14 protein-coding genes are annotated in these 19,753 nt (G+C 71.3%); 12 read left to right on the plus strand and 2 right to left on the minus strand.

Annotated features, from left to right (window positions below):
* Window positions 1-22: 22 nt before the first annotated feature.
* From GNZ18_RS11025 to GNZ18_RS11040, 4 genes are all read left to right on the plus strand, one after another.
* On the plus strand, window positions 23-988 hold the full coding sequence (locus GNZ18_RS11025) for a TIGR03557 family F420-dependent LLM class oxidoreductase (protein WP_156216125.1): 966 nt from the start codon (window positions 23-25) through the stop codon (window positions 986-988).
* Window positions 989-1,152: 164 nt separating this feature from the next.
* Window positions 1,153-1,422 (plus strand): hypothetical protein, encoded by a 270-nt coding sequence (locus tag GNZ18_RS11030; protein ID WP_156216126.1) that lies wholly within the window; start codon window positions 1,153-1,155, stop codon window positions 1,420-1,422.
* On the plus strand, window positions 1,415-2,044 hold the full coding sequence (locus tag GNZ18_RS11035; RefSeq protein ID WP_156216127.1) for a DUF6879 family protein: 630 nt from the start codon (window positions 1,415-1,417) through the stop codon (window positions 2,042-2,044). Before GNZ18_RS11030 ends, GNZ18_RS11035 begins: the two co-directional genes overlap by 8 nt.
* Before the next feature lie 3 nt (window positions 2,045-2,047).
* The gene (locus GNZ18_RS11040) at window positions 2,048-4,393 is read left to right on the plus strand and encodes an ATP-binding protein (protein WP_214617143.1); all 2,346 of its coding nucleotides are present in this window, start codon (window positions 2,048-2,050) and stop codon (window positions 4,391-4,393) included.
* A gap of 45 nt (window positions 4,394-4,438) precedes the next feature.
* Here the strand turns inward: GNZ18_RS11040 and GNZ18_RS11045 are convergent, their stop codons facing one another.
* Entirely contained in the window at window positions 4,439-4,714 is a 276-nt protein-coding gene (locus tag GNZ18_RS11045) for a MerR family transcriptional regulator (RefSeq protein WP_246249696.1), read from the minus strand.
* Between the two features lie 1,318 nt (window positions 4,715-6,032).
* On the opposite strand from GNZ18_RS11045, the gene GNZ18_RS11050 reads away from it, so the two are divergent.
* From GNZ18_RS11050 to fxsT, 7 genes are all read left to right on the plus strand, one after another.
* Window positions 6,033-6,950, plus strand: coding sequence for an alpha/beta hydrolase (locus GNZ18_RS11050; RefSeq protein ID WP_173390727.1), 918 nt, complete (start codon window positions 6,033-6,035; stop codon window positions 6,948-6,950).
* On the plus strand, window positions 6,947-7,492 hold the full coding sequence (locus GNZ18_RS11055; protein WP_312874428.1) for a hypothetical protein: 546 nt from the start codon (window positions 6,947-6,949) through the stop codon (window positions 7,490-7,492). Before GNZ18_RS11050 ends, GNZ18_RS11055 begins: the two co-directional genes overlap by 4 nt.
* Before the next feature lie 107 nt (window positions 7,493-7,599).
* Complete coding sequence (locus GNZ18_RS11060) at window positions 7,600-8,427, plus strand: VOC family protein (protein ID WP_156216130.1); 828 nt, start codon at window positions 7,600-7,602, stop codon at window positions 8,425-8,427.
* Window positions 8,428-8,799: 372 nt separating this feature from the next.
* On the plus strand, window positions 8,800-8,979 hold the full coding sequence (locus GNZ18_RS11065; protein ID WP_156216131.1) for a hypothetical protein: 180 nt from the start codon (window positions 8,800-8,802) through the stop codon (window positions 8,977-8,979).
* 47 nt (window positions 8,980-9,026) lie between these two features.
* On the plus strand, window positions 9,027-11,297 hold the full coding sequence (locus tag GNZ18_RS43620; protein WP_312874430.1) for an FxsB family cyclophane-forming radical SAM/SPASM peptide maturase: 2,271 nt from the start codon (window positions 9,027-9,029) through the stop codon (window positions 11,295-11,297).
* 107 nt (window positions 11,298-11,404) lie between these two features.
* The gene (locus tag GNZ18_RS11075) at window positions 11,405-12,601 is read left to right on the plus strand and encodes a TIR-like protein FxsC (RefSeq protein ID WP_173390728.1); all 1,197 of its coding nucleotides are present in this window, start codon (window positions 11,405-11,407) and stop codon (window positions 12,599-12,601) included.
* Between the two features lie 13 nt (window positions 12,602-12,614).
* Window positions 12,615-16,541 carry an FxSxx-COOH system tetratricopeptide repeat protein gene (gene fxsT, locus GNZ18_RS11080; protein ID WP_156216133.1) on the plus strand — a complete coding sequence of 1,309 codons (3,927 nt, stop codon included), beginning with the start codon at window positions 12,615-12,617 and terminating at the stop codon, window positions 16,539-16,541.
* A 32-nt stretch (window positions 16,542-16,573) separates the two neighbouring features.
* On the opposite strand, the gene GNZ18_RS11085 is transcribed toward fxsT, so the two are convergent.
* Window positions 16,574-17,458, minus strand: a complete 885-nt coding sequence (locus GNZ18_RS11085; protein WP_214617138.1) for an alpha/beta fold hydrolase — start codon at window positions 17,456-17,458, stop codon at window positions 16,574-16,576.
* A gap of 234 nt (window positions 17,459-17,692) precedes the next feature.
* On the opposite strand from GNZ18_RS11085, the gene fusA reads away from it, so the two are divergent.
* Window positions 17,693-19,711, plus strand: coding sequence for an elongation factor G (gene fusA / locus GNZ18_RS11090; protein ID WP_156216135.1), 2,019 nt, complete (start codon window positions 17,693-17,695; stop codon window positions 19,709-19,711).
* The last annotated feature ends 42 nt before the right edge of the window (window positions 19,712-19,753 follow it).

Genomic DNA, 19,753 nt, shown 5'->3' on the forward strand with positions numbered 1-19,753 from the left:
TATCAGCGGGTACGCGGACAGCATGGAATTCGGATACACGCTGCTCTGCGAACAGACCCCGCCGAAACAGCTCGTCACCGACCTCGTCGAGGCCGAGGACGCGGGCTTCTCCTACTCGGTGATCTCCGACCACTACTTCCCGTGGCTGGAGGAGATGGGCCACTCCGCCTACACCTGGTCGGTGCTCGGCGCCCTGGCCCAGGCGACCGACCGCATCCCGCTGATGACGTTCGTGACCTGCCCGATCATGCGCTACCACCCGGCCGTGGTGGCGCAGAAGGCCGCGACCGTGGGCGTCCTGTCCGACGGCCGCTTCACGCTCGGCCTCGGCGCGGGCGAGAACCTGAACGAGCACGTCGTCGGGCGGGGCTGGCCCTCGGCGGACGTCCGGCACGAGATGTTCGCCGAGGCCGTCGAGATCATCCGGGCCCTGTTCGGCGGCGACTACGTCAACTACCGCGGCCGGCACTTCGACGTCGACTCCGCCAAGCTCTACGACCTGCCCGACGAGCCGGTCCGCATCGGCATGGCCGCCTCGGGCCACCGCTCCGCCCACCTCGCCGCCCGGCACGCCGACGCCCTGATCTCCGACCAGCCGCTCGGCGACGTCGTCCGCCTGTTCAACAACGAGGCCGGCGTGGGCAAGCCGGTCTACGGCCAGATCCCGATCGCCTTCGGCGACGATCCCGAGGAGGCCAGGCGGCGCGCCCACATGTGGCGCTTCTCCGTCCCGGGCTGGAAGGTGATGGCCGAACTCCCGGGGCCGGTGAACTTCGAGGCCGCCTCCGAGACCGTCCGTCCGGAGGACGTCCTGAAGGCGGTCCCGTGCGGCAACGACGTCGAGGACTACATCGAGGCCGTCCAGCAGTGGTCGGACGCGGGTTTCACCCACGTCTCGTTCTGCCAGACCGGCGCGGACCACCAAAAGGACTTCCGAACCTGGGCGGAATACGATCTACTCCCCGCCCTCCGCGAACGCTTCCCCTGATCCACGGGAATTGGATCACTTCTAGATCCAATATTCCCCGGCAGTTCGGTCGGACTTGCGCTGTATATTGCATTTATAGCGCCGAGTCCCCTATTTGGGCTGTTGACGAATGGTTCAACAGTAAGGTAACTTTACAGTTGATCTTATTCTCCGGGGAGGCTCCGATGGTCCGATCATGGGAGGCCGATCCTTCCGCCTCGTTCGTCCGGCGGTTAGGGAAATCGGCGAAAGAACTGGACATCACCGGCGGGCGTGACGGATGCCCCGACATCTGGGAGCTCGACAACGGCGACGTGGCCGTGATCGGCCGCGACCTCACCGATTCGTACCGTTCCAGACTGCCCGGCGACGCCTCGGTCGCCTCGGACGAGCGGATCGTGATCCTTCCGCGCGGCACCCTGATCGCGGCGAAGCATGATATTCCCGATGAATAGGATCACGAGCCTCGATGATTCGCTCGGCACCCGGCTGTCACTTGAGGACTACCGCGCCGATTTCCGTGTCCGGCAATGGACCATCGGCGGCGAGGACTCCTGGAAACTGGAACGGGCCCAGCATTTCGTCGAGCCCGGTTTCCCCAGCTGGGACGCCTTCGCCCAAGGCCGGTGGGGCACGGCGCTGCGGCTGATCAGGCAGGAGCGCGAATGGCTCGCCGAGTTCTCCGCGCGGGCCGGGAGCATGGGCATCGGGCTCTACCGGGTCCGCGTGGTCGAGGAACCGATCACCCCCTACCTCCAGTGGGAGCTGCACCTGCTCAGGGAGCGCGCGCGGTGCGGTGAGCGGATCCGGGTCGTGGACGCGGGCTCGGTCGCCGCGCTCGAACGCACCGGCCCCCTGCCGGAGCTCCTGACGCTCGGCTCGTCCACCCTCTACCGGATCCGCTACGACGAGGAGGGCGCGCTCGACGGCGCGATCCGGTTCCACATCGCCCATCTCGTCGAGAGCGCCACGCGCCTGACACGCGACCTCTTCGACCGCGGCGAGGACCTCGAACCGTTCTTCCGCAGAAGGGTCGCCGACCTGCCGCCGCCCCGCCGGGGCGCGCTCACCGGGTGAGCGGTGGACGACCCGTCCGCCCGCTCCGAGCTGTCGGCCGGTGACGTCGGCGGTGTCGTGCAGGCGCGCGACATCGGCGGAGGCGTCCACTTCCACCGGCCGCACAGCGGCGCGCCCCTGCCCCGCCAGCTACCGGGCGACGTGAACGGCTTCGTCGACCGGTCCGCCTACCTCGACCAGCTCGACCGGACGCTCGCCGAGCGGCGCCGGAACCCCGTCACCCTGGTCGTCGGCACCGCCGGGGTGGGCAAGACGTCCCTGATCGTCCATTGGGGGCACACCAGGCGCGAGCACTTCCCCGACGGCCAGCTCTACGCGAACCTCCGCGGGCACGACGCGGCCGACCCGGTCACGCCGCTGCGCGTCCTGGAGGGCTTCGTCTCGGCGCTCGGCGTCCCCCGCGAGGCGATCCCCTGGGACGTGGACGAATGCGCCGCGCTCTACCGGTCCCTCCTCGCCGACCGGCGGACGCTGGTCGTGCTCGACAACGCCGCCACGGCGGCGCAGGTGCGGCCGCTGCTCCCCGGCGCGGCGGGCTGCCCCGTCCTCGTGACGGGACGCGGCATGCTCGCGGGCCTCGTCTCCAGGGACGGCGCCGACCGGATCACGCTCCGGCTGCTCTCCGAGCCCGACGCCGTCACGCTGCTGCGGGAGGCCGGGCTCGCCTCCCGCGACGACCCGCCGGAGAACCTGGCCGAACTCGCCAGGTCGTGCGCCTGCCTCCCGCTGGCCCTCCGCGTCGCCGCCGAGCGCGCCATCGCCCGTCCCTGGACGCCGCTGCGCGAGATGATCGCCGAACTCAGGGGCACCTCGGGGCTCCTCAGCGACGGCGACACCGACGCCATCCAGGCGGTGTTCACCTGGTCCTACCGGAGCCTGCCGCCGGACGCGGCGCGCCTGTTCAGGGCGCTGTCGCTGCACCCCGGCCCGGACTTCGGCCTCCCCGCGGCGGCGGCCCTCGCCGGGGCCGGCCCCGGGGCCGTGCGCGACCCCCTCGACGTGCTCACCGGTGCCCACCTGCTCGAACCGGGTCCGGCGGGCCGCTTCCACTTCCACGAGTTACTGCGGAGCTATGCCATGGACAGATCCAGGCGGCAGGACGAGCAGGGCGAGCGGACCCGGGCGGTACGGCGGATGCTGACCTGGTACCTCTACACGGCCGACGCGGCACAGACATGGATCAACCCGCAGGAGCGGAGCGTCCCGCTGCCCCGGGCCGAACGGGAGGTCGAGCCGCTGGCCTTCGACTCCTACGACAGCGCGGTGCGCTGGTACGAGCGCGAACGCGCCAACCTGGTCGCGGCCACCCGCGCCGCCGCCGACAGCGGCCTGCCCGAGCACGCGTGGAAGCTGTCGGTCGTCCTGCGCAACATCTACATGCGCTTCAACCCGTTCGAGGACTGGGTGACGACCAGCCGGATCGGCCTGGAGGCGGCCCGCACGGCGGGGGACCGCCGGGGCGAGGCCGACCTGCTGGAGAGCCTCGGCATGGCCTACACCCAGTCCCACGAGCTGGCGAAGGGCGCCGAGTCGCACGGCGCCGCGCTCTCGATCCGCCGTGAGACCGGCGACAGCGAAGGCGAGGCGCTCTCACTCAACGACCTGGGGCTCGTCCACCTGCGGAGCCGGCGCCTGGACGAGGCGCGCGCCCTGTTCGAGCGGGGGACGGAGATCTGCCGGGAGCTGAACGACCCGCACTGGGAGGCCGTCCTGGCCGCCAACCTCGGCGAGGCCCGCGCCGAACTCGGCGAGCTGGACGCGGCCGAGGCCATGGTGGAGCACGCCCTCGCCCTGTTCCGCGACCGCGCCGAACAGGGCGGCGAGGGCAACGCCCTCCGGCTGCTCAGCATGATCCGCCGAGCCCGCTCGGACGCCCCGGGCGCACTGGACGCGGCGAACCGCGCCGTGGCGATCGCCCGGACGTCCCGCAACCCCGCGTGGGAGGGCTACTGGCTGCTGGAACTCGCCAGAGCGCAACGCCTGGCCGGGGACGCGCCGGGCTCGCTGTCGAACTGCGAGCGGGCGATGGAGCTGCAACACGGGCTGGGGGACCGCGTCCGCGAGGCCCTGGCCCGGGACGTCGCGGGCGAGGCGTGCCGCGACCTGTCCCGCCTGGAGACCTCCGAGACCTACCACCGCGCGGCCGCCGCGTCCCTGCGCAGGTACGCCGACAGCCGCTGGCCCCTGTCCCTGGCCCTGGACAACCTCGCGACGACCCTGACCTCCCAGCGCCGCACCCCCGAGGCCCACGCCACCTGGGCGGAAGCCCTCCGCCACCTCGCCTCCTTCACCGACCCGAAGGCACAGGCCCTGCGCACCCGGATGGAGCACTCCCTCTCCGCTCCGTGACCCCGCGGCGAGCCCGGCCGACGACCGGGAACGGCCAGGGGCGGCTCAGTCCCGCTCGGGGGGCCGGTCGAGGCGCTCCTGGAGCCGCGCGTTGATGCGCTGGGCCTCGGCGAGCTGGTCCTGAAGGATGATGATGCGGCAGGCCGCGTCCAGCGCGGTGCCCTCGTCGACGAGGTCGCGGGCGCGTTGGGCCAGGCGCAGTTGGTAGCGGGAGTAGCGGCGGTGGCCGCCGGACGAGCGCTGCGGGACGAACAGCTTGGCGGCGTCCAGGCCGCGCAGGAACCCCGGCGTGACACCGAGGATCTCGGCGGCCCGGCCCATGCTGTAGGCGGGGTAGTCCTCATCGTCGAGCTTGTCGTCCAGGCCGCCGTCCGGCGCCGGATCGGCCTCGGTGTCCGGGGCCGGGTGGGAGCCGGATCGAAGCGGCTGAGGTGGTCTCATAGATCCTTCCGTGCTGTCGCCGGGCGGACATGCCCGGATCCGCCGGGGAACGCCGACGGGCCCCGGCGCCGCGAGGCGGCACCGGGGCCATGAGGTACAACACCATCTACCCGGCCCTGTGGCCGGTTCCTATCCGCACCAGCCGCCCGAGGCGGGGGTGCGGGGATCGCGAATGCGTGACCGTAGACCACCGTCCAATCTGTGGGGCTGCGGTACCCGCGCGGCGTGACTGGAGCCTGCGACGGGCGATCCCGATGGCGTCGAATCCCTCCCTTCGAATGTTCCCTACCTGCACTAACCGTGTTTCCTGCGATGTTGCGACTTGCCTTCACGCTGTCGGCGGCCCGTTGGCCGCCGGGCGCGCGGCCCGCTGTCGGAGTCCCTTCCACTGCGTCGACCCCGGCACGCCGGGCGCGCGCCATCCATCTCTCCGGGCAGTTCGTCCTCTGCCGCGTCTCATGGACTTGTTCCTCTTCGATGACAGGAACACTACCCCACCCCGCCCCAAAAATCTACCTCGATCAACATAGGTTTTCGGAGATCGGCTGATGCGGTTGTCTGTCGTGGGCGCGCCGGACCCGCGTCCGGCCGGTTTCACTGGCTCAGGAACGACGTCCGGGCATGGAAGCGGTGGTCCCGCCGCCAGGTAGACGACCTTCTACTGGGTCGCCTGGTCCAGGTTCTCGGCCCTCTGGCGGATCCGTTCGGTTATGGAGGTGGGGCGCTCCCGGGGTCGGATTGTGACGGGGCGGGTGCGGAGGGTGGCCGTAGGTGGCCATCGGGGGCGCTTTGGGTGGTGAGTGGGGGGCGTTGAGCTTGGGGGATTGGTGGGTTGTCCTGGTTTCTGGGTGTCCTCGCTCGTGGAGGGCCGGGGCACTAGTTTCGGGTGGCCATGAGGACGCGCGCGGATCGCCTGGTCGTTGTCGCCGGTGTTGTCTCGTTGGCCGTGTTGCTGCCGGCGGTGATACTGGCGCTCGTCCTGGCCGGGGTGGGGTTCGCATCCGGGACGGAGGGGGCGGCGCGGAACGAGGCGGTTCCTTCGTTCGGGCCGTTGGTCGAGGCGAAGGGGGCCGCGCCTCGGCCCAGGTCGTCGGGGGGTGCGCCTCGGCCCTCTCCGGTGCCGGGGCGGCCTTCTCGGGTGCTTGGGTCCAAGCCCTTTCAGGTGCGGGTGCCCCGGCCTTCTGATCTCGGCCATGATGTGAAGCAGCAGGGGAAGCAGCCTTCTTTGCCGGGTGGGGGATTTGTCGGGGCTGATGACGGTGCGGTGATCACCCGGGTGGTGCGGGTGGGGGCGTTTCAGTTTGATTTCTCGGTCGCTTCTCCGGCTTTGGGCGCGGTCGTGTGGACGCGGGTGATCGTGCCCCGGGGGTGGGAGGCCCGGCGGGCGTGGCCGGTCGTGTACGCCTACCACGGGGGCAACAACGACTACACGTCGTGGACCAAGGACTCCGACATCGCGCGGGTCGCGGCATCCTCCGGGGCCATGGTCGTCATGCCCGAGGGCGGTTGGAACGGGTTGTACGCCAACTGGTGGAACGGTGGTCGGGGCGGTGTTCCGAAATGGGAGGACTTCCACATCAAGGAGGTCATCCCGTTGATGGAGCGGAATTTTCGGGCGGGGACGAGCCGGGCCGCGATCGGGGTCTCCTCCGGCGGGCTGGGCGCGGTCACCTATGCCGAGCGGCATCCGGGGGTGTTCAGGTATGTCGCGTCCTACAGCGGGGCGCTCAACATCACCGCGCCTGGAATGCCCCTTGTTCTGACCTTGGTGAACGGCACCGATGTCTGGGGCGATCCGTTTCTCGATCGTGAGAACTGGCGGGCGCATGACGCGGCCGTCATGGTAGCGCGGTTGAGGGGCGTGGGGGTTTATGTCTCCTCAGGGGACGGGCGTCCCGGGCCTTATGACGCCCCCGACACCCCGCCCTGGGACGGGGGCCGTATCGGTGAGCAGATCTCCGGGGGGATGAACGGCGGTTTCGTCCGGGCGGCGGGGGAGGCGGGCGTTCCCGTCACCGCGCACCTGTACGGTCCGGGCATGCACAACTGGAAGTACTGGAGGCGCGAGCTGGCCCTGAGCTGGCCCGCCCTCACCGCCGCCGTCGGCGCCCGGTGAAGGGGTTCGCGCGGCGGGAGTTCCAGCTCGTCCTGCTGCGGCGCATGGCCGACTACCAGCCCGGCATGGTGGAGGAGGCGATGCGGGCGCTCGGCGCGTCCCGTACGGAGATGCGGGAGGTCAACGCGCGCTGGCAGCGGATCGTGCGGTCGCGGACGTTCCCGCGCGGGCGGCGCGGGTACGAGGCCGTCCTCGGCCCGGGGGAGAGCGGGACGCGGCGGGTCGGGGACGTGGCGTGCGAGGTCGCCTCGTGGCCGCCGCTGCCGCTGTGGCCGGGCCTGCGCTTCGAGGTCGTGCTGGCGCCGGACGGTTCGGTCATGCAGGAGTGGCTCGTCCGCGCGGAGGGGGCGCCGCCGGAGTCCGTCGAGGACCTGGTGCCCTGGTCGTGCGTCGTCGGCGACCTGGACGACCGGCTCGGCACGGTCGTCCACCGGGACGGGGACGCGCCCAGCCGCTGGCAGGCCACGATCTCCACGCCCGACGGTTCCACTTATGTCGCCCATTTCGTGTGGGGGCTCCTCCAGAGCGTGGTCGCCGTCTGATTTGGCGAACGTTTTGGTGATCTTGGCGAATTCCCACACGGGCACCGCCGCTGGTATTGCGTCCGCCTTCATAGCGTGGTGCCCATGTGCGTTGGGAAGGGCCGCCGATGCCGGAGGTGACCGAGTACGCCCACGGCGCTCCGTGCTGGGCGGATCTGGCCACGCCGGACCTCGGCGTGTCCATGGGCTTCTACCGCGCACTGTTCGGCTGGGGCTCCTACACGCTGACCATCGCCGCGACGGGCGATTACGAGGTCTTCACCCACGGCGGCCCGGAGGGGCCCACGGTCTCGGGGATGCAGCCGCTCGCCGACGACACCGAGCCGCCCTCGTGGACGTGCTACGTCCACACCGATGACCTCGACCGCACGTTCCGCGCGGTGCTGGATGCGGGCGGTACGGCGCTGGTCGAGCCCGCCACCGTCGCCAACCTCGGACGCATGGCCGTGTGCGTCGACTCGCAGGGCGCCGACTTCGGCATCTACCAGTCCTACGACCACCGGGGCGCGGACGTGATGGACGAGACCGACGCGCTGTGCTGGATCGAGCTGTGGTGCCGCGACACCGAGGCCGCCAAGCGCTTCTACGGCGCGGTCTTCGGCTGGACGGGCGCCGACCGCGGCTTCGACCGCTGGAACGTCGCCGACCGGGTCTACCGCCCCTCGGTCTACACCGACTGGCTGCTGGGCGACCGTCCGCTCGCGGGCATGCTGCCGATGGACGGGTCGTCCCAGGCGCACTGGATCCCCTATTTCTGGGTCACCGACTGCGACTCGGCCACCGGTGAGGCGGTCGACCTCGGCGCCGTCACCGAGATCCCGCCCAACGACGCCGTGCACGGGCGGTTCAGCGTCGTGGCCGACCCCACCGGCGCCCGCCTCGGCCTGTTCACCCCGAGCGAGGCCGTCAGGGAGAGCGTGCGGGCGCGTTCATGATCCGCCGAGTCCCGGGCGATGCCCGAAAAGTAGGGAATAGTCGGATTATGCAAGATTCCCAGGAAAGCCGGTGGCCGTGTGAAGAAATCCGCACTTCTCAGCCGTGTCCGGCTGTGGCCAGCGGCTTCGGCAACCCGAGTCCGACAATCGCCGTCAAACCGCACACGACCGCCATCGGGGGAAGTGAATGGTCGAGTACTCTGTAACTTTCGCCGTTCCACCGGTAGAATTCCTGGCGCCCGGCGTGGCAGCGCATGCGCCTGGATTTCGATCACATTGAGTTATTGGCACTGCGCAAGTCTGGCCTGGATTGCCCGTACGCAGGTCGCGTACGGTCGTTGCATACCGTCAAAGACGACTGGATGGACGAACATGAACAATCTCCTGGAAGTTGACGCGCCGGGGCTCAAAGATCTGCACGACCTCACCCTGGACGAACTCGCCTCCGACGGCGAGGCGGCCCGCATCGTCGCCCGCCTGACCCGCACCGACGGGCCGGAGCGCGAGGGATCGGACCCGGTCCGAGTGGCGGCCTTCAACTCCTTTATCTAGATTAACAGAGAACGAACGTGCCAACAGGCAGCGTGTTCCGCCAATTCGTGCTCAAGGTGCACAGCAGATGCGATCTGGCATGTGACCACTGTTATGTGTTCGAGCACGCGGACCAGAGTTGGCGCGGCCGTTCGAACGAAATGGCCGTCGCGACCATGGCGCAGGCGGCCCGGCGGATCGCCGACCACGCGGAGCGGCACGGCCTGGCCGAGGTCGGCGTCATCCTGCACGGGGGCGAACCGCTGCTCGCCGGGCCGGCGCACCTCGCCGACCTGATCGCCGCCCTTCGCGTCCCGCTGGAGCGGGTCTGCCGCGTCGACCTGCGCCTGCACACCAACGGCGTGCTGCTCGACCGGCGGTTCTGCGACCTGCTGCGCGCGGAGGGCGTCCGGGTCGGGATCTCGCTGGACGGCGACCGGGAGGCCAACGACCGGCACCGCCGCTACCGCGACGGGCGCAGCAGCTACGACAAGGCCGTGCGGGCCATCGAGCTGCTCCGGGCCGAGTACCCGGAGCTGTACTCGGGCATCCTGTGCACCATCGACGTGGCCAACGACCCCACGGCGGTCTACGAGGCGCTCGTCTCCCACGGGCCGCCGGCGATCGACTTCCTGTGGCCCCACCACACGTGGGACCGCCCGCCGCCCCGGGCGTCCGCCACCGCCTACGCCGACTGGCTCGCCGTGATCGCCGACCGGTGGCTCGCGGACGGCCGTCCGGTGGCGGTGCGGATGTTCGACTCGATCATCAGCACCGGGCGCGGCGGCGCGAGCTTCACCGAGTCGCTCGGCCTGGAGGCCACCGACCTGCTCGTGGTGGAGACCGACGGCGAGTACGAGCTGGCCGACTCGCTCAAGACCGCCTACCAGGGCGCCCCCGACACCGGGATGGACGTGTTCGGCCACGCGGTCGACGACGTCGCGGACCACCCGGGCATCCGCGCGCGGCAGGGTGGCACGGCCGCGCTGTGCGAGAAGTGCCGGGAATGCCCGGTCGTCTCCACCTGCGGGGGCGGCCTGTTCGCCCACCGCCACAGCGAGGCCACCGGCTTCGCCAACCCCAGCGTCTACTGCGACGACCTGCTCGCGGTGATCCGGCACGTCCAGCGGCGGACCACCCGGGCCTCGCAGGAGCTCTCGCTGGACACGCTGATGTCGCTGGCGACCGGCTACGGCGACCCGCCCGCGATCGCGCAGCTCAAGTCCGCCCAGACGACCGGAAACCGGACGCTCATCGCGCGCGTCGGCGGCCGGACCGCCCCCTCGGAGGCGTGGACGCTGCTCAACCGCATCGGATCGGCCCACCCGGAGGCGCTCGACTCCGCCCTCGCGCACCCCTACATCCGCGCCTGGGCCGTCCACCGCCTCCGCAAGTCCGGCGACCTCGCGTCCGGGCCGGGCGGGCACGCCCTCCCGCCGGGTCCGCCCGATGACGGGCTGCTCGCCACGGTCGCGTGCGTCGCGGCCGCGCGAGCGGGGGTCGCGGCCACGCTGACCGTGCCCGTGCAGGAGGGGGCGATCTACTTCCCCGCCGTCGGGCGCTACGAGGTGCCGGGCCGCACGAGCACGACCGTCGAGGTCGGTGACGGCGAGCTGCACGTGGCGAACGCCGAGCGGGTGGAGTACGTCCGCTACCTGACGGCCGGGACGTTCAGCGTCGCGCTGGACGACCTCGACCCGTTCCGCGACTGCCACGACTGGCCCGCCGCCGGACGGCTCGACCAGCGGCGCTTCGAGGAGTGGCAGGCGGCGTTCCAGGACGCGTGGGCGCTGCTGGAGAAGCAGTACGCCGAGTACGCGCCCTCGATCACCCAGGCGCTGACCACGATCGTCCCGCTGGAGGCGCCGGGCGGGGGGCGCAGCGTCAGCTCGGCCGCGCGGGACGCGTTCGGCTCGGTCGGCATCGCGCTGCCGGAGAGCCCCGCGCTGCTCTGCCTGCTGCTGCTGCACGAGTTCCAGCACGTCAAGCTGGGCGCGGTGCTGGATTTCGCCGATCTGTACGACCGCCACGACGACCGCACCTACCACGCGCCCTGGCGCGCCGACCCGCGTCCGCTGGAGGGTCTCCTCCAGGGCACCTACGCGCACATCGCCGTCGCGGACTTCTGGCTCAGGCGGACGCGGTCTCCGGAGCCGGCGGACGAGGCGCTGCGCCATTTCCATGATTGGTATCCGAAGACGCTCGCGGCGACCCGCACCCTCCAGACCTCCGGCGCGCTGACGGGGCTCGGAGAGCAGTTCGTCGCGAGCATGCGCAGAACCCTCGAATCATGGCCCGCACCAGAGGAATACCAGGCGGTACGCACGACCGGCACCTGAGGCGTCGCCGAGACGCCCGCCGAGCTCCCGGTAAAAGTACACATCCGTGACGTTGTTTCGGGTCGATGAATGCCGCTATACAGTGGTGTGACCTGGAAGGGAGCGGCATGCCGGGCAGGATTCAGCCGGATGAACGGCGGCCCCACTTCTTCTTGAGTTATGCCAGGTCGCGCTACCGGCCGGAGGAATCCGACCGCTGGGTCGTGAAGTTCTACAACGATCTCTGCACCGATCTCGGGCACGCCACGGGCACGCAGAATCCGGGATTTATGGACAGGCAGATTCCGGCCGGCAGCGAGTGGCCGGATCTTCTCGCGGACGCGCTGGCGAACTGCCGGATCTTCGTCGCGCTGTTCTCGCCCGCCTACTTCGTCAGCGATTACTGCGGGAAGGAGTGGGCCGCCTTCATGAAGCGCTACCAGGGGCAGTCCGCCGGCCTCGCCCGCCCGTCGGCGATCATTCCCGCGATGTGGACGCCGATGGGCCTCAAGGAACTGCCCGACAGCGTGCGGACGATGCAGAACGTCCCGCCCGCCTTCCCGCCCGCCTACGAGGCGGAGGGCCTCTACGGGATCATGAAGCTGGGCCGGTTCCGCGAGCAGTACAAGGAGACCGTGCTGCGGCTCGCGAACCTGATCAAGGAGCGCGCGGCCGAGTGCGCGCTGCCCTCCAGCCCGGTCCCGACGCTGGAGACGCTGCGCAGCGCGTTCGCCGGGGACCCGCCGGACGCCCGCCGCCCCGCGGTGCGGCTCACGCTCGCCGCGCAGACGATCGGCCAGCTCCCCGAGGGCCGGGGCCCGTACTACTACGGCCAGACGACCCGCGAGTGGACGCCCTACCGGGGCCCGGACCACACCACCCCGATCGGCAGGTTCGCCGAGGAGATCCTCGGTGAGCTCGGCCACCGCGCCGAGGTCAAGGGCGTGGACGAGGGGCCGCACGAGCCGGGGGAGGCGCCGAACGTCCTGCTCGTCGACCCGTGGGCGGCCCGGGACGAGGGGATCGGCAAGCGGCTCCGGCAGATCGACCGCGACCCCGTCACCATGATCGCGCCGTTCAACTCCGGGGACGCCGAGACGGCGGCGGCGTCGGCCGAGCTCACCGAGGAGCTGGACGAGGCGCTGCCGAGGAGCGGCGCGCTTCAGGGCTCGGCCAAGCACGTCTCGTCCGCGGGCGCGTTCCGCAGCGCGCTCCCGAAGGCCGTCAACGAGGCCATCACCCGCTACCTGAAGACGACCAACGTCCATCCGCCCCGGACCCCGCCGAGCATGGGCCGTCCGACGCTGCAAGGGCCCGAGTTCTGAGGCGAGGAGAACCATGACGAACGATGGCACGATCGTCACCTTCTACTCCTACAAGGGCGGGACGGGCCGCACCACCGCGCTCGCCAACGTCGCCTGGATCATGGCGGCGGCGGGGCACAAGGTGCTCGTGGTCGACTGGGACCTGGAGTCGCCCGGCCTGCACAAGTTCTTCCACCCCTTCCTGGACCAGAACTTCGTGTCGGCGACGCCCGGGGTCATCGAGATGCTCACCGACTACGCGTGGGCGGCGACGACCAAGCACGAGACCGCCGAGCAGGACTGGCACCTGGAGTACGCGCGCATCCTGCGGCACGCGGTGACGCTGGAATGGGACTTCCCGGGGGAGGGGACGCTCGACTTCGTCTCCGCCGGACGCCAGAACCGCGACTACTCCTCGCTCATCACCAGCATGGACTGGGACAACTTCTACGACCGGCTCGGCGGCGGGCAGTTCTTCGACGCGCTGCGCGCCGACATGCGCCGCAACTACGACTACACCCTGATCGACAGCCGCACCGGGCTGAGCGACATCGCCGACATCTGCACCGTCCACTTCCCGGACGTCCTCGTCGACTGCTTCACGCTCAGCGACCAGAGCATCGACGGCGCCGCCGCGATCGCCGCGCACATCGACGAGCGCTACCGCGAGCGCGGCATCCGGATCCTGCCCGTCCCGATGCGGATCGAGTTCGGCGAGAACGCGAAGGTGGAGGCGGGACGCGCCTACGCCCGCGCGCGCTTCGACCGCTTCCCGAGCGGGATGACGCAGCAGCGGGCGAACCGGTACTGGCTGTCGGTGGAGATCCCCTACCGGCCCTACTACGCGTTCGAGGAGACGCTCGCGACGTTCGGCGACGCGCCCGGCTCGCCGAACTCGATGCTGGCGGCGTTCGAGCGGCTCGCCAACGAGATCACCGAGGGCCGCGTCGCGGGCTACCCGCCGATCCCGGAGGAGCTGCGGACCAGCACGCTCGAACGGTTCACCCGGCGCGGGCCGTCGGAGGTCTCGGACGTCCTCATCAGCTACGTCTCCGAGGACCGCCCGTGGGTGGACTGGATGGCGCTCGTCCTCGGCCGCGCCGGGTTCCGGGTCGTCACCCGCAGCGTCGACACCGGGCCGCAGGAGCCGCCCGACGACCGGACCGCCGCCGGGCACACGATCGTGCTGATCTCGCCCGCCTACGTCGTCTCGCAGCGGGCGCAGCGGGCGTGGGACGCGCTCTCGGGCCGCGCCAGCGCGCCCTACCGGCGGCTGACGACGGTCCGGGTGCTGGACGCGCCGCTCAGCCTGGGCTTCAACGGTCCCGTCCCGCTCGACCTCACCGGCCTCGGCGAACGCGAGGGCGCCGAGGCGCTCGTGCGCGCGCTCGGACGGCCGGGGCAGAACGTCGAGTACCCGGCGGAGCAGTCGCGGGTCGGGCCCCGCTACCCCGGCGCCGCCCGCACCGCGCCGCCGATCTGGAACGTCAACCGGCGCAACGCGGTGTTCACCGGACGCGGCGGCCTGCTGGAGGAGCTGCGCGACCACCTGCTCGGCACCACCCAGCGGATCGTCCTGCCGCAGGCGCTGCACGGCCTCGGCGGCGTCGGCAAGACGCAGGTCGCGCTGGAGTACGCGCACCGGTTCAAGGCCGACTACGACCTGATCTGGTGGGTCAGCGCCCAGTCGCCGGACTCGATCCGCGGCGGGCTCGCGAGCCTGGCCGAGCAGATCGGGCTGCGCGTCGGCGACAGCATCGCCGACGCCGCGAACGCCGCGCTGGAGGCGCTGCGCCGCGGCGAGCCCACCTCCCGCTGGCTGCTGGTCTTCGACAACGCCGACAACCCCGAGGAGCTGAAGAACCACCTGCCCGGCGGCGACGGGCACGTGATCATCACCTCCCGGGACCCGGCGTGGACGCAGTTCGCGCAGCCGCTCGCCGTGGACGTGTTCACCGAGGAGGAGTCGGCCGCGCACCTGTTCCGCCGCGTCCAGGAGATCTCCGACGACAACGCCCGCGCGATCGGGACGGCGCTCGGCTACCTGCCGCTCGCGATCGAGCAGGCGGCGGCGTGGCTCGCCTCCACGTTCATGCCCGCGGGCGAGTACCTGGAGGCGCTGGAGAACGAGACGGCCTCCACGCTGGCGCTCAGCACCGAGGCGTTCTCCCAGCCGGTCGCGATGACGTGGAACGTCACGTTCCGGCAGCTCCGGGAGGCGTCCCCGGCGGCGGCGCGGCTGCTGGAGCTGCTGGCCTTCTTCTCCTCCGTGCCGATCTCCCTCGACCTGATCTACAGCGAGGAGACCGCCGAGGTGCTGGCGCCCTACGACGAGACGCTGCGCGACAAGCTCGTGCTCGGCAAGCACGTCCGGGAGATCAGCAGGTTCGCGCTCGCGCGGGTCGACCAGGGCAACAACGCGATCCAGGTGCACCCGCTCGTCCAGACGGTGATCCGGCACGGCATGCAGGACGACCCGGACCTGACCGAGGAGACCTGCCACGACGTCCACCGCATCCTGCTCGGCGCGCGGCCCAAGCACGGCGACACCGACGACCCGGCCAACTGGCCCGCGCTGGACGAGATCCTCCCGCACGTCCAGACCTCGCGGGCGGCCGAGTGCGACGAGGAGAACGTCCGGCAGATGCTGACCGACCTCATCCGCTACCAGTGGAAGCGCGGGAACTTCGAGAGCGCGATGGAGGCGGGCGAGGAGCTGACCGCCGCCTGGCAGGGCAAGCTCGGCAAGGACCACTGGCAGTGGCTGTTCCTCCAGTCGCAGATCGCGAACGTGCTGCGCTCCCAGGGCGACTACGCCCGCGCCTACGCGCTCGACCAGGACGTGATGAACCGGCAGCTCAGCTCGCCGACGCTCGGCCCGGCGCACCCGCACACGCTGATCACCGCCGGGAACCTCGCGGCCGACCTGCGCGCGATGGGGCGCTTCCGGGAGGCGCTCGACCTGGACATCCGCACCTACGAGCAGGCGCCGGGGCCGTGGGGGGAGGAGCATCCGCGCACGCTGATGGTCGCGCACAACCTCGCCATCGACTACCGGCTGAACGGCGACCCCGCCAGCGCGTTCCGGTTCGACACCGACAACCTGAACCAGCGCCGGGCCGTGCTCGGCGACGACCACCCCTACACGCTGTTCTCCGAGGCGAACGTCGCGCGCGACCTGCGGGAGGCGGGCCGCTACGAGGAGTCGGTCACGATCCTGCGCGATGTCTACCAGCGGTACCTGGACGTCCTCGGCGACCAGATCCTCGACACGCTGCGCACCGGCAAGAGCCTCGCGGTGTCGCTGCGCAAGGCCGGGCGCGCCGAGGAGGCGCTCGCGCTGGCCGAGGAGACCTACGCCCGCTACCAGCGGCACTTCCCCGAGTCGCCCGACACGCTGCCCGCCGACCTGGAGGTGGCGGCGGGCATGTCGGCGCTCGGCGACAAGGTCGGCGCCCGCGACCGGGTCCGCGCCGCGCTCGCCAAGCACATCGCCCAGATGGGCGAGGACCACCCCTACACGCTGATGATCGAGAACAACCTCGGCTGCTACCTGCGCGGCGCCGGGGACCTGGACGAGGCGCGCGAGCGCGCGACGCGGGTGGTCACCGGGCTGGAGGCGCAGCTCGGCCCCGAGCACCCGTTCGTGCTGTCGGCCACCGTCAACCTCGGGAACTGCCTCGGCGACCTGCGGCGCTTCGCCGAGGCCGAGGCGCTGGAGCGGGGCACGCTGCCCAGGCTGGTGGGGGTCCTCGGCGAGGACCACCCCGACACAAACGTGTGCCGCGCCAACCTGTCGGTCACGCTGGAGGGCATGGGACGGACGTCGGAGGCGAGCGAGCTGCGCAGCCGCGCCGCCAGCGGGCTGCTCGTCCTGGCCGAGCACGGCCCGCACCCCACGCTCGCGGACGCCCGCGCGGGGGTCCGCATCAACCGCGACCTGGAACTCCAGCCCGTGTAGCGGCCGGGCCCCTCAGGGCCCGTCAGGGCCCGTCACGGCCAGGGCGCCTCGACCGGGTGTGCCAGCCAGGTCAGCATGTCCGGGAGCACGTTGAACGCCCCGAAGTGCGCCGACCCCGGCTGCACCACCACCGTGGAGTTGGGGATCCGGTCGGCGAGCCACCGCGAGTGCCCGGCGGGGGAGAAGGTGTCGTTCGCGCCGTGCCACAGCATCGTCGGGACGACGATGTCGCCCAGGTCGAACCCCCACGGCGCGCAGAACGCGAGCAGGTCGTCGATCCAGCCGTCGGCGGACGTGCGGAACGCCTCCTGGAAGGTCTCCAGCAGCATCCGGCGCATGCCCCCGTCGCCGACGACCCGCCGGTCCGACCCGGTCAGCTCCGCGTACAGGTTGGCGACGTGCTGCGCCGGGTTCGCGCGGATCCGGTCGGCGACCGAGCGCAGCCGCGCCGACACCAGCTCGCCCTGCCGCCGGACCGCCAGGTACTCGCGGGTGTTGGACGGCGCCATCCCCTCGAACCAGTCGAGCCCCTCCGCCTGCGCCGGGGCGAGCGCGACCAGCGCGGCGACGCGGCGGGCGCGGCCGGGCAGCAGCGCCGCGCACGCCAGCGCGTGCGGGCCGCCGCCCGAGCGGCCGAGGACGCCGAACTCCGGCAATTCCAGGAAGTCGGCTATTCGCCGCACGTCCGCCGCGATGTCGCCGACGGCGCGTCCGATCCGGCGGTCCGAGCGCCCGTAGCCCGGCCGATCGAAGGAGATCAGCCGGATGCCGAGCTGGTAGAGGACCATGGGTCGCGGAATGGGCCCGAGCCTGCTGCCCGGGGTGCCGTGGAGCAGAAAGACCGGATGCCCCGCCGGTTCCCCCCACTCCTCGACCGCGAGCTCCCGCCCGTCCGCTGCGGGCACGACGAACGTCAAACTCCCACCTCCGTTCGCGGCGATCCCCAGTCCGCTTGTAACTGAGCGCGTCCGCATACGTCAAGTGCTTATGCCACAGACTCGTTTTTCAATAATTGCCGGCGCCGGCGGACCCGGGGGACGGAAAACCTTTGGTGCTTTTCGGACGCATGCAATAGCGTCGCGCGTGCCGTATGGGGACGATCACGTCCCACGGCGGTCGTCCCCTCAACCGAGAGTGAAGGAGGATTCCCGATGACTGCCACATTCCTTGACCTCGTCAAGGTCCGCAACATCGGAATCATGGCGCACATCGACGCCGGCAAGACGACGACCGCCGAGCGCATCCTGTTCTACACCGGTGTCTCGCACCGGATCGGCGAGGTGCACGACGGCACCGCCGCGCTGGACTTCATGAAACAGGAGCGCGACCGCGGCATCACGATCACCTCCGCCGCGACGACCTGCCACTGGGACGGGCACACGCTCAACCTCATCGACACCCCCGGCCACGTCGACTTCACCGTCGAGGTCGAGCGCTGCCTGCGGGTGCTCGACGGCGCGGTCGCGGTGTTCGACGCCGTCGCCGGGGTCGAGCCGCAGTCGGAGACCGTGTGGCGGCAGGCCGACCGGTACGGGGTGCCGCGCGTCTGCTTCGTCAACAAGATGGACCGCGCGGGCGCCGACCTGCACCGCTGCGTCGCGATGATCGCCGACCGGCTCGGTGCGGTGCCGCTGCTCGTGCAGCTGCCGATCGGCGCCGAGGGCGGCTTCACCGGCGTGGTCGACCTCGTGGCGATGCGGGCGCGGGTGTGGTCCGGGGACGGGCTCTCGGTACGGGACGTCCCGTCCGCGCTGGTCGAGGAGGCGCGACGACGACGCGGGCGGCTCGTCGAGACCGTCGCGGAACTCGACGAGCCGCTGATGGCCCTGTACCTGGAGGGCGCCGAGCCGTCCGCCGAGCAGCTGCACGCCGCGATCCGGCGGGTGACGCTCGCCTCGGCGGCGACCCCGGTGTTCTGCGGCAGCGCGTTCAAGAACAAGGGCGTGCAGCCGCTGCTGGACGGCGTCGTCCGGTACCTGCCCTCGCCCCTGGACGTGGGCGCGGGTCAGCGGGAACGTCCACCCGAGGACGAGCCGCTGGCCGCGCTGGCGTTCAAGATCATGAGCGACCGGCACCTCGGGCGGCTCACGTTCGTCCGGATCTACTCGGGCCGGCTGGAGTCCGGCGCGACCGTGCTGAACAGCGTCAAGGGACGGAGGGAACGCATCGGCAAGCTCTACCGAATGCACGCGAACGCGCGCGAGGAGATCGCCTCGGCGGGCGCGGGCGACATCGTCGCGGTCATGGGCCTGAAGCGGACCACCACCGGCGAGACGCTGTGCGAGGAGTCGCACCCGGTGGTCCTGGAGTCGATGGACTTCCCCGCCCCGGTCATCGAGGTCGCCGTCGAGCCCCGCTCGACGGGCGACCAGGAGCGGCTGGCCGCCGCGATCGCGCGGCTCGCCGAGGAGGACCCGTCCTTCAGCGTGCACGGCGACGCGCAGACCGGCCAGACCGTCCTCGGCGGGATGGGCGAGCTGCACCTGGAGGTCCTCGTCGACCGGATGAAGGAGGAGTTCGGCGTCGAGGCGAACGTCGGCAGGCCCCGCGTGGCCTACCGCGAGACGATCCGGGGCCGCGCCGAGAAGGTCGGGTACAAGCACCGCAAGCAGTCGGGAGGAAGGGGGCAGTACGCGAAGGTGATCGTCTCGGTCGAGCCCTGCGACGTCCCCTACGAGTTCGTGAACAGGGTCACCGGCGGGCGGATCCCGCGCGAGTTCATCCCGTCGGTGGACGCGGGCTGCCAGGACGCGATGCGCTCCGGCGTCCTCGCCGGGTTCGAGATGACCGGCGTGCGCGTCACGCTGCTCGACGGCGACTTCCACCCGGTCGACTCGTCCGAGACGGCGTTCCGGATCGCGGGCTCGCTGGTCTTCCAGGACGCGGTGCGGCGGGCCGCGCCCGTGCTGCTCGAACCGGTGATGGCCGTCGAGGTCGGCACGCCCGAGGAGTACCTGGGCGAGGTGATCGGCGACCTCAACGCCCGGCGCGGCCGGGTCGAGTCGATCGGCGGCGACGGCGTCCGGGCGCGGGTGCCGCTGTCGGAGATGTTCGGCTACGTCGGGGACCTGCGGAGCGCGACGTCGGGACGCGCCGTGTTCTCGATGCGGTTCGACTCCTACGCGGAGGTCCCCCGGGCCCGCGCCGAGGAGATCATCAAGGCGGTGTGAGCGCACGCCCCGGGGGCCCGGCCGTCGCCGGGCCCCCGGGGC

Origin of the sequence: Actinomadura litoris, from assembly GCF_009733595.1 — a bacterium.
In the GTDB taxonomy this organism is placed as follows: domain Bacteria; phylum Actinomycetota; class Actinomycetes; order Streptosporangiales; family Streptosporangiaceae; genus Spirillospora; species Spirillospora litoris.